This is a genomic window from Paraburkholderia sp. RHO2 (genome assembly GCF_050955445.1).
In the GTDB taxonomy this organism is placed as follows: domain Bacteria; phylum Actinomycetota; class Actinomycetes; order Mycobacteriales; family Mycobacteriaceae; genus Prescottella; species Prescottella agglutinans_A.
In genome coordinates this window covers 4,537,423-4,551,269 of the sequence record NZ_CP162617.1, presented here as the reverse complement: position 1 = coordinate 4,551,269, position 13,847 = coordinate 4,537,423, and the positions used below count along the sequence as shown (strand labels likewise).

Below are 13,847 nucleotides of genomic sequence, written 5' to 3'. Positions count from 1 at the left end.
CCTCGGTGCCGGAAGCGTCCTGGGTGTCGTCCCCGTCGAGTACGTTCTCCCGACAGGACCAGGGGAGGGGCGTGGACGTGACGAAGGTGGAGGGCTTCGATCGTCGGATCGAGCCGTTCCGGGCGGAACTGTTGGCGTACTGCTACCGGATGCTCGGCTCGACGCACGACGCGGAAGACTTGGTCCAGGACACGTACCTGCGGGCGTGGCGGGCGCGGGACCAGTACGACGAGACCCGCAGCTCGCCGCGCACCTGGCTCTATCGGATCGCGACGAACGTCTGCCTGACCGCCCTGGAAGTTCGCGGCCGACGCCCGTTGCCGTCGGGCCTCGTGGCCGCGTCGGAACCGCTCGATCCGTTCGTCCAGCGAGAGCACGCCACATGGCTCCAGCCGTTTCCGGACGCGTCGACGAATGCCGGCGATCCGGCCGGGGAAGTGATCGATCGCAGCAGCCTGCGGTTGGCGTTCGCCGCATCCCTCCAGCACCTGTCGGCGCGTCAACGCGGTGCGCTGATCCTGCGTGACGTGCTCCGCTTCTCGGCGTCCGAGACCGCGGACATCCTCGGCACCACCGTCGCGGCGGTGAACAGTTCCCTGCAGCGGGCCCGTCTCCGGATGAAGGAGGTCGGCGTTCGGCAGGACGGGGTCGCCGAGCCGACCGCCGCCGAGCAGCGCGCCTGGGTCCAGCGCTACATGACGGCGTTCGAACTCGCCGACGTCGACGCCATCACGCGGCTGCTCACCGAGGACGTGCTGATGGAGATGCCGCCGATGCTCAACTGGTTCGCCGGTCGCAGCAACTACGGCGTGTTCATGGAGTGGGTCTTCGCGAATGCGGGGACGGACTGGCTGCTAGAGCAGGTTGCGGCCAACGGCGGCCAGCCCGGATTCGCCGCCTATCGACGCGTCGGCGACGGATACGAGCTGCACACGCTCCAGATCTTCACCGTCACGGCCGAGGGCATCAGCCGGAACTCGGTGTTCCAGGAACCCGACGTATTCGCGGCTTTCGGTCTGGCGGCCCGCCGGGCTCGATGAGGGCACGCCCCGAGATCTGCTCGCCGCCGGCGCGATGAGTTACGACCCCTCGGCCGGTATGTACTCGCGAGCTCGCCGGAATCCCCGGGCGGGCCGATGACGAGGGAGGATCTGATGTCGAACAATCGTGCGGACGATGTGGCCGCAATCCAGGCCGTGCTGGCCGATTCCTACAAGGCGTGGGCGGCCGGCGACGCCGACGGCATGGTCGCCGACTACACCCCGGACGCGACCGCGATCATGCCGGGTTCGCTCCGCGACGGCCGTGACGTGATCCGTCGGAACATGGCGCTGGGTTTCGAGGGGCCGCTCAGGGGCAGTTCGACCGTGAACAAGCAGCTCGGCATCCGCTTCGTCGGCCGGGACGGCGCGATCGTCATCAGCGAATCCGCCATCCTGTTCGCCGGTGAGACCGAGGTGCCGGACGACCGGCGCAAGGTCAACGCGACCTGGGTCTTCGAGAAGCGGGACGGCCGGTGGCTGATCGCGGCCTACCACAACAGCCCGGTGCTGCCGCCGAGCTGACGCCCGGCCCGCGGGTTCGGCTCGAGCACCGGTCCCCGTCCTGTCGGGCAGGACGGGGACCGGTGCTCCCGAATCGTTACCGCGTCGACCGTTGACGTCTCCGCAAAAGTGGAAGAAGCTGTCAAAAGGCATGAGGTATCAATTTGGAGGTTCTCTCATGATCTTGCCTCCTCGTACCGACGCGGCGACGGTGTCGACGACGTCCCGGCGCTGGTGGGCGCTGACCGCCCTGTCCATCGCGGTCTTCGCGATCGGCATCGACGTGATGGTGCTGACGGTCGCGCTGCCCACCCTCGCCCGCGACCTCGACGCGACGACGTCCGCGTTGCAGTGGTTCTCGACGTCCTACACCCTCGTGCTCGCCGCTGCGCTGCTGCCGGCCGGCAGCTTCGGCGACCGGATCGGCCGGCGCAGACTGCTGCTGACGGCGATGGCGCTGTTCGGGATCGCGTCGATCGCGTGTGCGTACTCGCAGACCGCCGCACAGTTGATCGGTGCCCGCGCCGTGCTGGGATTGGCTGCGGCCGCGATCATGCCGATGTCGATGGCCGTGCTCCCGATCCTGTTTCCCGAGCGCGGCGAGCAGCAGCGGGCGCTCACCATCTGGGTCACGGCGACCGCGCTCGGGCTACCCCTGGGGCCGATCCTCGGCGGCTGGCTGCTGGGCCACTTCTGGTGGGGCTCGGTGTTTCTCGTCAACGTTCCGCTCGTGTGCGCCGGGCTGATCGCGGTCGCGCTCCTGGTCCCCGAGTCCCGCAGCGACCATCCCGGGCGGTTCGACGTCCCGGGCGCCGTCCTCGCCTCGACCGGCCTGCTCGCGCTGACCTACGGCTTCATCGCCGCGGGCACCGACGGCTGGGGTGCCGCACACGTGCTGGCCTCGCTCGCGGCGGGCGTCGCGCTGCTCGCCGTTTTCCTGTTGTGGGAGAAGCGATCCGAGCATCCGCTCATCGACCTGGGGTTACTCGCCGATCGTGGCTACGCGTCGGGCGCCGGCCTGTCGACGCTGGTCAACCTCGTGATGTTCGGCCTGCTGTTCACGCTGCCGCTGTATCTCGGGGCGGTGCTCGGTGCGGATGCCCTCGGCATCGGGGTGCGACTGCTGCCGATGATCGCCGGCCTCGTCGTGGGGACGCGCCTCGCCGACGTGCTCGCGCGTGTGATCGGTCCTGGGGCGCTGATCGCGCTGGGGTTCTCGGCGATCGTGGCGGCGTGCCTGCTCGGGGTGACGATGACCGCCGACACCGGGTACGGCCTGCTCGCCACCTGGCTCATCATCGCCGGACTGGGGCTCGGGCTCGTGATGCCGACCGCGATGGCCGCCGCGATCGGCGCGCTCACCCCGGAGCGATCCGGTGCGGGATCCGCTCTGGTGCAAGCACTTCGGCAGGCCGGTGGAACGATCGGCGTCGCGGTGCTGGGGACGGTGCTGACCGCCGGCTACCACGCGCACCTGCCGAGCATGCAGCTGCCGGATCCCGCCGCGTCCGCCGTGTCCGACTCCGTGAGCAGCGGCGTCGCGGTGGCCCGACAACTCGGCCTGCCCGCGCTCGAGGACCAGTTGCAGTCGGCGTTCGTGCACGGCATGGTGTCGGCGCTGTGGGTCAGCGGGGCCCTCGCGGTCGTCGGCGCGGTGATCGCGGTCGTCGTCCTCCCGCTCCGGCGTCGCCCCGACCCTGCGGAGCCCGGTGCGGCCGAGTCCGGCGATGAGGAACACTGTGCCCATGAGCACGTCGACTGAGCCGATGGGCCTGCGGGAACGTAAGAAGCGGCGGACGCGGGCGCAGATCCGCGAACACGCGATGCGACTGTTCACCGAGCAGGGGTACGCGCAGACCACCGTCGACCAGATCGCGGCCGCCGCGGACGTCTCACCGAGCACGTTCTTCCGCTACTTCCCGAGCAAGGAACAGCTCATCCTCATCGACGACCTCGACGCGCCGATGCTCGAGGCGATCGCCGCCCAGCCGCGCGACGTGCCGCCGCTGACCGCCTGCCGCCGCGCCTTCGAGGAGGTGCTGTCGTCGCTGACGCCCGCGGAGATCGAGGCCGAGCGCACCCGGCAGCGGTTGCTCTTCGGTGTCCCCGAACTGCGCTCGGCGATGCTGGGGGAGCTCACCCGGTCGGTCGGGATCCTGGCGGACGCGATCGGTGCGCGCGTCGGCCGCCCCGCCGACGACTTCGAGGTGCGCGTGTTCGCCGGCGTCCTCGCGGGGGCGGTCCTCGGCGCTGTCGGCGAGGACCCGCCGGAGCTCGCCACCTTCGTCAAGGCCATCGACTTCCTCGAGCGAGGGATGCCGCTCGGCTGACGATTTCAGACGGATCTCAGAATCCGGCTCTACCCTGAACTGTCGGCCCGACTGAACTGTCCGCACCGCCGACGGAGAGAGCAGGCTCGCATCATGACGAACCCCGACGATCCCCGCACCCCGCAGGAGCGCGCGTACGACCCTGCCGAGCAGGCGTCCGACGAGACCGTCCAGTGGGCTCGTCCTGCCGACGGCCCCACCGAGCAGATCCCCCCGGCCGCAGCGTCGAACCAGCCCACCGAGCAGTACTACACGGCCGACCCGTACCAGGCGTACGGTTCGCCGCCGCCCAACCCGACGCAGGCCTTCCCCACGTACGACCCGCGCTTCGATCCGCAGGTCACGCAGGCGAACCCGACGCAGGCCTATCCGACGTACTACGGCGCGGGCGGCTATCCGCCGCCCGGGCAGCCTCCGATCGGCGAGGCCCCGGCCATCGAGGACACGCCCGGGCACAAGCCCGCGCGCAAGGTGGGCCTGTGGGCGGCAGCCGCCGCGGGCATCCTGCTGTTGGCGCTGGGCCTGATCGTCGGTTTCATGTTGAACAGCGGCGGTCCGGACAACGCCACCACGGCCACGGCCCCGTCCACCCGCACCGCGGCCCCTGCGGTACCGCCGCGGACCAGCGCCCCTCCGTCGCAGACGGCCCCCGACGCGACGTCGCCGCTCGAGAGCATCCCGGGCGGTGTCGGGGATCTGATCGGCAAGGCCGGGACCGCGATGGGGACCATCACCACCAACGACGGCGGGACGCTGACCCTCGACGCTCTGGGCGGTTCCACGATCACCGTGCACACCACGCCGGACACCTCGTTCATCTCGCTGACCGCGCGCAGCGTCGCCGACCTGAAGCCCGGCGAGTCCGTCCTGGTCCAGGGCGACAAGGTCAAGAACGGGACAGTCACGGCAAAGCTGATCATCGGTACGTCGCTCCCCGACTTCGGTAACTGACGCGCGGCACCGGATGCCCGGATCGGGCCCGATAGTGGCTAGGCTGAGCCTCGATGACGGCTATGTGGTTCGGATTGGCAGTGATAGCGCTCGCGGGTGCTGTCGCCCTGCTCTATGTCGATCGCACGCGACGCGACCAGACGGGACGCGTCCGGCAGATCTGGGCGAAGGCGCAGGGATACACGTACAACACCGCGGACGAGCAGCTGCCGTCGCTGTGGCACCGGGCGGCCCTCGCCAAACAGGACTACCTGGGTGCGGTCGACGTCGTGCGAGGCGTCCGTCGTGGGGAGGAGTTCGTGCTCTTCGACCTCGAGGAGACCGCGACGATCGTCGCCGTCCACCGTGAGGTGGGGTCGGACGTCGACATCGACCTGCGGCTCAAGTCGACGCCGCCACCGCGTGACCCCGACCTGAACCTGCTCGGTGCGATCGGCCCGCGCGTGGTCTTCGCAACCGACCTGGAGATCGCCCGACGCGTGTGCGATCAGCGCATGGTCGCGTTCACCGAGTCGGTGCCGCCGCAGCTGCAGATGCTGTGGAGCGAGGGCGAGTGGACCCTCGGCTCGCTCCCCGTGGGCAGCGCCGGCCGAGACTGGGACGCCGCGATCGAGACGGTGGCCCGGCTGTCCGGCATGCTGCGGGTGCTGCCGCCCGCCACCGCGCCGGACGCGATGGAGCAGATCGCGCACGATCCCGGCCGCCCGATCGCGCACGGCCCCTACGACATGTACGACGAGCCGGAATCCGCCCGGTAGATCTGCGCACCGAGCGCCGCCGCGCACTCGAATAGCGGTGTCGGCGAGACCCCAGTAGATTCCGCAGCTGTGGTTGCTGTGTCGGGTGTTGTTTTTGTTCTTGTTGTGATTTTTGTGGCGTGTGCGGCCTGGGTGGCGTCGAGTATCCGGCGGTTGCGCGGGATCGCATCGAGCGTCGACTCCGCCCTCGCGCTCGTCCACGTGGAACTGGATCGCCGCTACGAATACGTGCCCGCTCTGGTGCTGGCCGCCTCCGAGACTGTCGGAAGCGACCTGGTGGCGCCCGTCACCGGGGCGCGGTCCCTCGCCATGCGCGTCCGCGAAGAGGACCTCGACCTGCGCCGACAGGCCGGTGCGGAGAAGGCGCTGTCCGAGGCCCTGCGTGCGGTCGTCGAGTCCGGCCGCTGCTACCCGCAACTCGCGCACGACTGGGCGTTCGTGCACCCGGCGCACGAAATCGAGGTCACCGAGCAGCGCCTCGCCGGTGCGGTCCGGGTGTACAACGAGCAGGCCCGAACCCTGAACCGCGCGATCCGGGCGTTTCCCGGGAGCGTCGTCGCGAGCCGCCTCGGCATCGGGAAGGCGCAACTCTTCGAGGCGACGATCCTGGCGGTGCCGTCGTCCGAGACAGCCGGCGACGGCGACATCGCCGACGCCGCCGCGTGAGGGTTGTGGGGGCGTGGACGCTGTGACCTGGCTTCCTCGCTAGGCTCGACATGACGAATTGTTGTCTGACTTGGTGATGGGAGAGCGGCCGATGACGGATCGCGACGAGCTTGCGGCGCTGGTGCGCGAGCTGGCGGTGGTGCACGGAAAGGTGACCTTGTCCTCGGGCAAGGAGGCCGACTACTACGTGGACCTGCGCCGCGCGACGCTGCACCACCGCGCCGGCCCGCTGATCGGCAAGCTGCTGCGCGAGCTGGTCGCCGACTGGGACTTCGACGCCGTCGGTGGACTCACCATGGGCGCCGACCCCGTCGCGATGGCCGTCATGCACGCCGAGGGCCGCCCCATCGACGCGTTCGTCGTCCGCAAGGCCGCCAAGGCGCACGGCATGCAGCGCCAGATCGAGGGTCCCGACGTCGTCGGCAAGCGCGTCCTCGTCGTCGAGGACACCACCACCACCGGCAACTCGCCGCTCACCGCCGTCAAGGCCCTGCGCGACGTGGGCGCCATCGTCGTCGGCGTCGCCACCGTCGTCGACCGCGCCACCGGCGCCGACGCCGTCATCGCCGCCGAGGGGCTCGAGTACCGCTCGCTGCTGGGGCTCGACGACCTCGGGCTGAACTGACCCGGGGGTCTTCTCCCCAGGTTTTCGAGCTGAAGGGACCGTTCATGCGCTGCCAGCGCATGAACGGTCCCTTCAGCTGTTGGAGCGTCCGGTCAGGGGACGAGGAAGTAGCCGATGACCGGGTAGGAGATCTGGGGGCGCACCTCGTTGTACCAGGGGCTGAGCCAGGTGGCAGCGACGTGCATCACTGCGACACCCGATCCGGGGTTGATCTCGGTACGAACGGTCTGCCCGGGTCCCTCCCCCGCGAGAAGTTCGACCTCGCGGACCTGACCGGCGGGGAAGCCGTACACGTCGAGATTCCACTTGATGGTGACCTTCACCTTGCAGACGGGGTTCTGGGCCCAGCCAGGGCCGATGCCGTGCATGCCGCGCGGTGTCAGCGCGATGGTCGCCAGGCCCGGCCGCGCGGGATCGGACTCGATTGCGGTGTCGATGATCCCGCTGCAGAAATCGTTCTGACCGACCGTCGGCATCGCTGGCCCATTGATGGTCGGGAACAGCGCCGGCGCCGGCGCAGGCGCGGCGCTCGCGGTGCCCGCAACGCCCGTGACGAGCGCGGTCGCGATGGCCGCGGCGCCGAATGCGCGCACGGCAAAGCTACGAAGCTTCATGTGAATCCCCCGTTGTTTTGATGTGTTTCGTACCCCCGGCCGTCGCGATTCCGGTGACGGAGCAACAGCCTCGAGCATGCTCACACAGAACGTCCGCCCGAACCAAACCGGGTGGTACCCGACGGATCCGGGTCGTCGCATATCGTGTTCCGATGCCGATCCGGAAGACGCGGACACACCTGTCCGACGGGCGCGAGTTGTTCTACTTCGACGACACCGAACCGTATGCGGGCGGTGCGGCGACGCGCGAACTGCACGATGGCCGCGACCTGGCGCCGGTCGAGGCGGCGTCGACGATGCGCTACGACGTCCTGACGGGGGAGTGGGTGACGCTGGCGGCGCACCGGATGAACCGCACCTTCCTTCCCGCGGCCGACGAGTGCCCGCTGTGCCCCACCCGGGCGGAACGACCCGCGACCGAGATACCCGCGGATGACTACGACGTCGCGGTGTTCGAGAACCGCTTCCCGTCGCTCGGGTCGGTTGACGGTGCGATCGCCGAACTCGTTGATGGTGAGGATCTTTGGCCGCAGCGCGCCGCCGACGGCCGGTGCGAGGTGGTGTGCTTCACCAGCGACCACGACCGCAGCTTCGCCCAGCTGTCGCCCACGCGGGTGCGGACGGTGCTCGAGGCGCTGCGGGACCGGACCCGCGAGCTGTCGGCGCTGCCGTCCGTGGCGCAGGTGTTCTGCTTCGAGAACCGCGGCGAGGAGATCGGGGTGACGCTGTCCCATCCGCACGGCCAGATCTACGCGTACCCGACGCTGCCGCCGCGCACCGCCGCGCTGCTGCGGCAGGCCGAACGGCACCGCGACCGCACCGGGCGCTCCCTCCTGCGTGACGTCCTCGACGCCGAGCGCCGCGCCGGCACCCGGGTGGTCGTCGAGGGCGAGCACTGGACGGCGTACGTGCCGGCGGCGGCCCGCTGGCCCGTCGAACTGCACGTCGCCCCGCACCGCGACGTCGCCGACCTCACGGAACTGGACGAGGCCGAACTCGACGAGCTGTCCCACCTGTACCTGGACGTGCTGGGGCGGCTGGACCGCTTCTTCGACGGCGTCGACCGGCTGCCGTACATCGCCGGCTGGCACCAGGCCCCGGTCGGGGACGGACGTGAACTGGGAAGGCTGTACCTGCAAGTGTTTTCGCTGATGCGCTCGCCGCACCGGATGAAGTTCCTGGCGGGGTCCGAGTCGGGGATGGGGGCGTGGATCGGCGACACCACACCGGAGCGGATCGCCGCGCGGTTCCGGGAGGTGGCGCCGTGACCGCGCAGTGGTTCCGGCCCGTGCCCGACGCCGACCTCGCGGACACCGCGGCCGACGTCTTCCGCCGCGCGTTCGACGCCGACCCCGACGGTGTGTGGGCGGCGCCCGGACGGGTCAACCTGATCGGCGAGCACGTCGACTACGCGGGTGGACTGTGCCTGCCGATCGCGTTGCCGCACAGCACGGTTGTCGCGGTGTCGCCGCGCACGGACGGACTGATCCGGCTGCGGTCGACGGACGGGACACCGTGGGACGGCCGCCTGGGCGACATCGGTCCCGGCCGGCCCGAGGGCTGGGCGTCGTACCCGGCCGGCGTGATCTGGGCGCTGCACGAGAACGGCTTGCTCGCGGACGATTTCGGGGGCGTCGACGCGGCGTTCGCGTCGACGGTGCCCATCGGGGCGGGGCTGTCGAGTTCGGCGGCGCTCGAGTGCTCGTTGGCGCTCGCGCTCGCCCCGGACGCGGACCGGACGGCGCTGGCCGCGGCGTGTGTGCGGGCCGAGAACGAGGTGGCACTCGCCCCCACCGGCGGCATGGATCAGGCGGCGTCACTGCGGGCGTCGGATGGTCATGCGCTGCTGCTGGATACGTCGTCCGGCGCGGTGACGCAGGTGCCGTTCGCGCCGGAGGGATTGTCGCTGCTGGTGATCGACACCCGCGCCCCGCACCGGCTGGTGGACGGGCAGTACGCGAAGCGGCGGGCCGCGGTGGAGCGCGCGGCCCGCCGGCTCGGTGTCGTGTCGCTGCGTGAACTCGCCGACCGCGGACGCGACGGCATGGATGCGGTGCGGTCGCTCAAGGACGACGTTCTGCGCCGCCGCGCGTGGCATGTGATCAGTGAGATCGCCCGCGTCCGGCTGGCGGTGCGGGCGTTGGAGTCCAGCAACTTCGCCGAGTTCGGCCGGCTGCTGTACGCGTCGCACATGTCGCTCAGCCGCGACTTCGAGGTCTCGTGCCCCGAACTCGACAACGCCGTCGAGGCCACGATGATCGCCGGGGCGCTGGGCGCCCGGATGACCGGCGGCGGCTTCGGCGGCTCGGCGATTGCGCTGGTCCCGGCCGGCCGGGTCGACGAGGCGATCGAGACCGCGCGCCGGCACGCGGCGGAGCGTCGTCTGCCCGAACCGGCTTTCGCCGTCGTCGCCGCGTCGGTCCCCGCCCGCCGCCTGCGCTGACTCTCGCGTTTCGCGCACTTATCGGTGCTGAGAGCGCCTCCGGGGGACCGATAAGTGCGCGAAACGCGGGGCGGGTTCCCGGGGATCGGGAGGGCGGGATTCCTTCCCGACGGCGTTGCGTCATCCTCGGAGGGCGACGAGGAACGGAGCCGCAATGAGCCAGGAGCGTGTGCGGATGTCGGAGCTGGGCTCCGACTCGGTCTCGGTGCTGCGGATCATCGCCTACTTCGACGAACTTGGGGAGTCGGCGGCCAACGCGGACACCGTCGTCCGCTCGGCGGCCCTGCTCGCGGAGTGCCCCGTGGGCGCGCGGTGGGCCGCGGGCCCGGTGATCCGGTACGACGCGCTGGGGGATCCGCTCGACGAGTCACGTCCGGTGGAGTCGGTCCGACGGGAACCGGAGGTGTGGCTCGAGCGGGGCGGTGCCGAACGCCCACTCGACTCGGTGCTGCTGGACCGCCTCCGCCACACGCTCCGGGTCGCGGCCGCGCGGTCCGGAGCGACCGACGGACCGCGCCTGGGCGACCCCGCGCTGCTCGAGGTGGTGCTCTCGGACAAGGAACGCCGCGAGGACCGGCTCCGCGCGGTAGGCCTGCTGGGGCTGGACCCGGCGCGGGAGATTCGGGTGCTGGCGGTCTCGTCGGCATCGAGTGTGTCTGCGGTCGAACTGATCTCGCGAACGTGTTCCGGGCGGCTGGTGCATTCGGTCGCCGTCGGCAACCTGACCGCGCTGCTCCTGCAGGACGGCTCGGGCGGTCGCGCGCTCGCCGAGCAACTGCACGCCGCGATCGTGGCCGAACACCCGCGGCCGACGAACCCGAGCGGCGATCGCGGCCCGTGGGTGGGGATCGGCGAGCGACTGAGCGTGTACGCGGCACCCACGTCGTGGAAGCAGGCCCGACGGGCGCTGCGCTTCGCGTCGTCGACCGGTTACGGGCGCCGCGCAGTCGCGTATGGGCGGCTCAGTTCGCTCGAGCTGCTGGCCGAGTTGCCGCTCGAACGCATCCTCCACGATCGAGACGTCGCGCGGATCAACGCGATCGCGACGTCGGCGACCGGAGCCCAGGAGGTGGCGACACTCGAGGCGTTCTGCGTGTTCGGGTCGCTGCGGCGAACCGCCGCCGAACTGCACGTCCACCACAGCACCGTCGCCGCCAGGCTGGCCCGCCTGGAGTCCGAGATGGGTTGGGACCTGGAGGATTCGATGGACCGGTTCATGGCGACGCTGGTGTTGATGATCCGTCGGATGGCGTTGTCGTCGACGGACCTGGCGTCGTCGGAGGTGTTCGGCCCCGGATACCGATGACCCGACACGCGTCGGGGACCCGGCCGGAACCGGCCGACGCTTGTCGGATGACCGAGCTGCCTGAGCTGGGACACCATCGTTGCGAAGCTCGTTTCACCGGAAAGGAATTCGCACATGGCCGTCATCGACCCCAGCCGCACGTGGGAACTGCTCGAGCAGCGCCTCGCCGCCACGACCAACGCCCGCCACCGCGTCGTCCTCGGCGCCGTGATCGAGCACATGAGGGCGGAGGCCGCACCGGATCTCGACCGCCTGATGGCCACCCTGAGCCCCACCCCCGACTACCACTTCTGGAACGGCGGCCAGGACGTCGGGCCCAAGGGCACCGAGGGCGTGAAGACCTACTACACGGACTTCCTCGCGACGCGCACCAACATCCTCGAGTACACCCTCGACCGGCTCGTCGTCGACGACCACTGCCTGGTCACCGAGGGCTTCCTGAAGCAGATCTACCCGGGCTCGTACGCCGCGCAGATCGGGATTCCGGTCGACGACGAGTCCGCCGACTACCTGGTCGTGTTCCGTCAGCTGATCCTGTGGCCGGTGGACGAGAACGGTCTGATCCAGGGCGAGGACTCGTACCACTCGGGGCCGTCGAGCGTCACCAGGCTGTCGTTCGAGGAGCTACCGCAGGAGTACATCGACCTGGTTCACACCCCCGCCCACTGATCTACGCCGAACAGCGATTTGCGCACTTGTCGGTGGTCGGACGCGGGGGAGATCACCGATAAGTGCGCAAAAAGGGAGGGGCTCAGTCGGCGTCGCCGACGGTGACGGCGACGGCCTCGTCGACGCTGTGCGGCTCCGGCTCGTGCTCGTCGACATGGGCGAGGATCCTGCGGCCGGACGCGAGCACGAGGATGCCGGCGACGGTGCACGCCGCGCCCACCCAGAACGGCAGGTGGACGTTGTGCTCGCCGAGCTTGCCGGCGACGTACGGGGCGGCGGCGCCGCCGACGAACCGGACGAAGCTGTAGGCGGCCGACGCCGTCGAACGCTCGACCGGCGCCGAGATCATCACGGTCTCGGTGATGAGCGTGTTGTTGACGCCCAGGAACAAGCCCGCGAGGACGACGCACACGATGAGCACCGGCTTGGACTCGGTGAACAACGCCATCGCGCCCAGGTCGAGGGCGAACAGCGTGAGCGCCGCGATCATCATCGGCAGGGTGCCGAAGGCGCGCTGCAGGCGCGGCGCGAGGAACACCGACGAGATCGCCAGCATCAGGCCCCAGCCGAAGAAGATGAAGCCGATCGAGTACGTGCCCAGGTCGAGCGGGAACGGGGTGTACGCGAGCAGCGTGAAAAAGCCGTAGTTGTAGAGCAGCGCGGTGATCGCGACCGTCAGCAGACCGCGGTGGCGCAGGGCCAGGAACGGGGCGGCCAGCGACGTGCGGTGCTGCGGCTTGGGCGCCTTCGGCAGCATCACCATGATGAGGATGAACGCGACGGCCATGAGCGTCGCGACGCCGAAGAACGGTGCACGCCAACTGATGTTGCCGAGGACGCCGCCGACGAGCGGGCCGACGGCGATGCCGATGCCGAGCGCTGCCTCGTACAGGATGATCGCGCGGGCCACACCGCCGCTGGCGGCGCCGACGATCGCGGCCAGCGCGGTCGCGATGAACAGCGCGTTGCCCAGGCCCCAGCCGGCGCGGAAGCCGACGATCTGGTCGATCGTGTTCGACGCGCCGGCGGCGGCCGCGAACACCACGATGATCGCCAGGCCCCACAGCAGCGTCTTCTTCGCGCCGATGCGGCTCGAGATCATGCCGGTGAACAGCATCGCCACGCCGGTGACCAGCATGTAGCTGGTGAACAGCAGCGACACCTGGGACGGGGTGGCGTCGAGCTGCTCGGCGATCGGCTTGAGGATCGGGTCGACGAGGCCGATGCCCATGAACGCGATGACGCTGGCGAAGGCGACGGCCCACACCGATTTCGGGTGATGCAGGATGCTTTGCTTCGCGCTCGTGTCGGTGGCGGTCGTGGTGCTCACGTATCCCTCCCTGAAGGTGTCGTGGTGATCAGTTGTCGGTGACGGCGGTCCGGATGATCGCCCGGAGTTCCCCGAGTCCCTCGGCGAGCAGGGCGATCTGCTCGGGTTCGAGGTGCGTGAAGAGCGGCGTGAGGACGTCGGCGAGGTTGCGTCGGCCCTCGGCGAGCCAGTCGCGGCCCTTGTCGGTGATGCCGACGAGGACGGCACGACAGTCGTCGGGGTCCGGTTCCCGCGTGACGAACCCCTCTCGGCCCAGCTTCTTGAGCAGTGCCGTCGCGGATGGCTGCGACGAGCTGTCGAGCCGGGCGAAGGTACTGACCCGCAGCGGGCCCTGCTCCTCGAGCAGCGAGAGCGCCCGCATCCACGACCGGGGGCGGTCGTCGGTGGCGAGCGTCGACGCGAGGCGGGTGAAGCGGTGGGCATTGCTCACCAGGTCGACGAGTAGGTCGCGGAACTGGGGATCGGTCGAACTCATGGCCAATAATTACATAAGCTAACTATCTATGTAAACCCTCGTTTTTTTGCGCACTTGTCGCGACGAAACGGTCGGTCCCGGACGCGCCAAGTGCGCAAAACGAGAGGAGGGGAGGGCGGCGGCGGTACGGTCGTGC

At 70.0% G+C, this 13,847-nt stretch carries 15 protein-coding genes; 12 read left to right on the top strand and 3 right to left on the bottom strand.

The genetic code is table 11. The features are described from left to right. Positions 1–5: 5 nt before the first annotated feature. From ABTV10_RS21320 to pyrE, 8 genes are all read left to right on the top strand, one after another. Positions 6–1,040, top strand: coding sequence for a sigma-70 family RNA polymerase sigma factor (locus ABTV10_RS21320; protein WP_499030150.1), 1,035 nt, complete (start codon positions 6–8; stop codon positions 1,038–1,040). Positions 1,041–1,154: 114 nt separating this feature from the next. After that, complete coding sequence (locus tag ABTV10_RS21315; protein ID WP_499030147.1) at positions 1,155–1,565, top strand: SgcJ/EcaC family oxidoreductase; 411 nt, start codon at positions 1,155–1,157, stop codon at positions 1,563–1,565. 157 nt (positions 1,566–1,722) lie between these two features. After that, positions 1,723–3,306: a DHA2 family efflux MFS transporter permease subunit gene (locus ABTV10_RS21310; protein WP_499030144.1), complete on the top strand. Its 1,584-nt coding sequence runs from the start codon at positions 1,723–1,725 to the stop codon at positions 3,304–3,306. After that, positions 3,290–3,874 carry a TetR family transcriptional regulator gene (locus ABTV10_RS21305; protein ID WP_433607284.1) on the top strand — a complete coding sequence of 195 codons (585 nt, stop codon included), beginning with the start codon at positions 3,290–3,292 and terminating at the stop codon, positions 3,872–3,874. The genes ABTV10_RS21310 and ABTV10_RS21305 overlap by 17 nt, the downstream gene beginning before the upstream one ends. A gap of 93 nt (positions 3,875–3,967) precedes the next feature. Next, positions 3,968–4,825 (top strand): DUF5666 domain-containing protein, encoded by an 858-nt coding sequence (locus tag ABTV10_RS21300; protein ID WP_499030142.1) that lies wholly within the window; start codon positions 3,968–3,970, stop codon positions 4,823–4,825. A 53-nt stretch (positions 4,826–4,878) separates the two neighbouring features. Beyond that, positions 4,879–5,583, top strand: a complete 705-nt coding sequence (locus ABTV10_RS21295) for a TtfA family protein (RefSeq protein ID WP_499030140.1) — start codon at positions 4,879–4,881, stop codon at positions 5,581–5,583. A gap of 153 nt (positions 5,584–5,736) precedes the next feature. After that, on the top strand, positions 5,737–6,249 hold the full coding sequence (locus ABTV10_RS21290; RefSeq protein WP_499030138.1) for a LemA family protein: 513 nt from the start codon (positions 5,737–5,739) through the stop codon (positions 6,247–6,249). Positions 6,250–6,340: 91 nt separating this feature from the next. Continuing rightward, positions 6,341–6,874, top strand: coding sequence for an orotate phosphoribosyltransferase (pyrE, locus tag ABTV10_RS21285; RefSeq protein WP_499030136.1), 534 nt, complete (start codon positions 6,341–6,343; stop codon positions 6,872–6,874). A 92-nt stretch (positions 6,875–6,966) separates the two neighbouring features. Here the strand turns inward: pyrE and ABTV10_RS21280 are convergent, their stop codons facing one another. Then, positions 6,967–7,488 carry a hypothetical protein gene (locus ABTV10_RS21280; RefSeq protein WP_499030134.1) on the bottom strand — a complete coding sequence of 174 codons (522 nt, stop codon included), beginning with the start codon at positions 7,486–7,488 and terminating at the stop codon, positions 6,967–6,969. A 152-nt stretch (positions 7,489–7,640) separates the two neighbouring features. Here ABTV10_RS21280 and galT point away from each other — a divergent pair, with 152 nt between their 5' ends. From galT to ABTV10_RS21260, 4 genes are all read left to right on the top strand, one after another. Beyond that, on the top strand, positions 7,641–8,756 hold the full coding sequence (gene galT, locus ABTV10_RS21275; protein ID WP_499030132.1) for a galactose-1-phosphate uridylyltransferase: 1,116 nt from the start codon (positions 7,641–7,643) through the stop codon (positions 8,754–8,756). Beyond that, on the top strand, positions 8,753–9,931 hold the full coding sequence (gene galK, locus ABTV10_RS21270; protein WP_499030131.1) for a galactokinase: 1,179 nt from the start codon (positions 8,753–8,755) through the stop codon (positions 9,929–9,931). The genes galT and galK overlap by 4 nt, the downstream gene beginning before the upstream one ends. A 154-nt stretch (positions 9,932–10,085) precedes the next feature. Further along, complete coding sequence (locus tag ABTV10_RS21265; protein ID WP_499030129.1) at positions 10,086–11,237, top strand: PucR family transcriptional regulator; 1,152 nt, start codon at positions 10,086–10,088, stop codon at positions 11,235–11,237. A 114-nt stretch (positions 11,238–11,351) separates the two neighbouring features. Next, positions 11,352–11,906 (top strand): nuclear transport factor 2 family protein, encoded by a 555-nt coding sequence (locus ABTV10_RS21260; protein WP_499030126.1) that lies wholly within the window; start codon positions 11,352–11,354, stop codon positions 11,904–11,906. An 82-nt stretch (positions 11,907–11,988) separates the two neighbouring features. On the opposite strand, the gene ABTV10_RS21255 is transcribed toward ABTV10_RS21260, so the two are convergent. Together ABTV10_RS21255 and ABTV10_RS21250 are read right to left on the bottom strand one after the other, a co-directional pair. Beyond that, a complete protein-coding gene (locus ABTV10_RS21255) occupies positions 11,989–13,236 on the bottom strand; it encodes an MFS transporter (protein ID WP_499030124.1) in 1,248 nt (415 codons plus the stop codon). Between the two features lie 28 nt (positions 13,237–13,264). Then, the gene (locus tag ABTV10_RS21250; protein ID WP_499030122.1) at positions 13,265–13,711 is read right to left on the bottom strand and encodes a MarR family winged helix-turn-helix transcriptional regulator; all 447 of its coding nucleotides are present in this window, start codon (positions 13,709–13,711) and stop codon (positions 13,265–13,267) included. Positions 13,712–13,847: the final 136 nt, after the last annotated feature.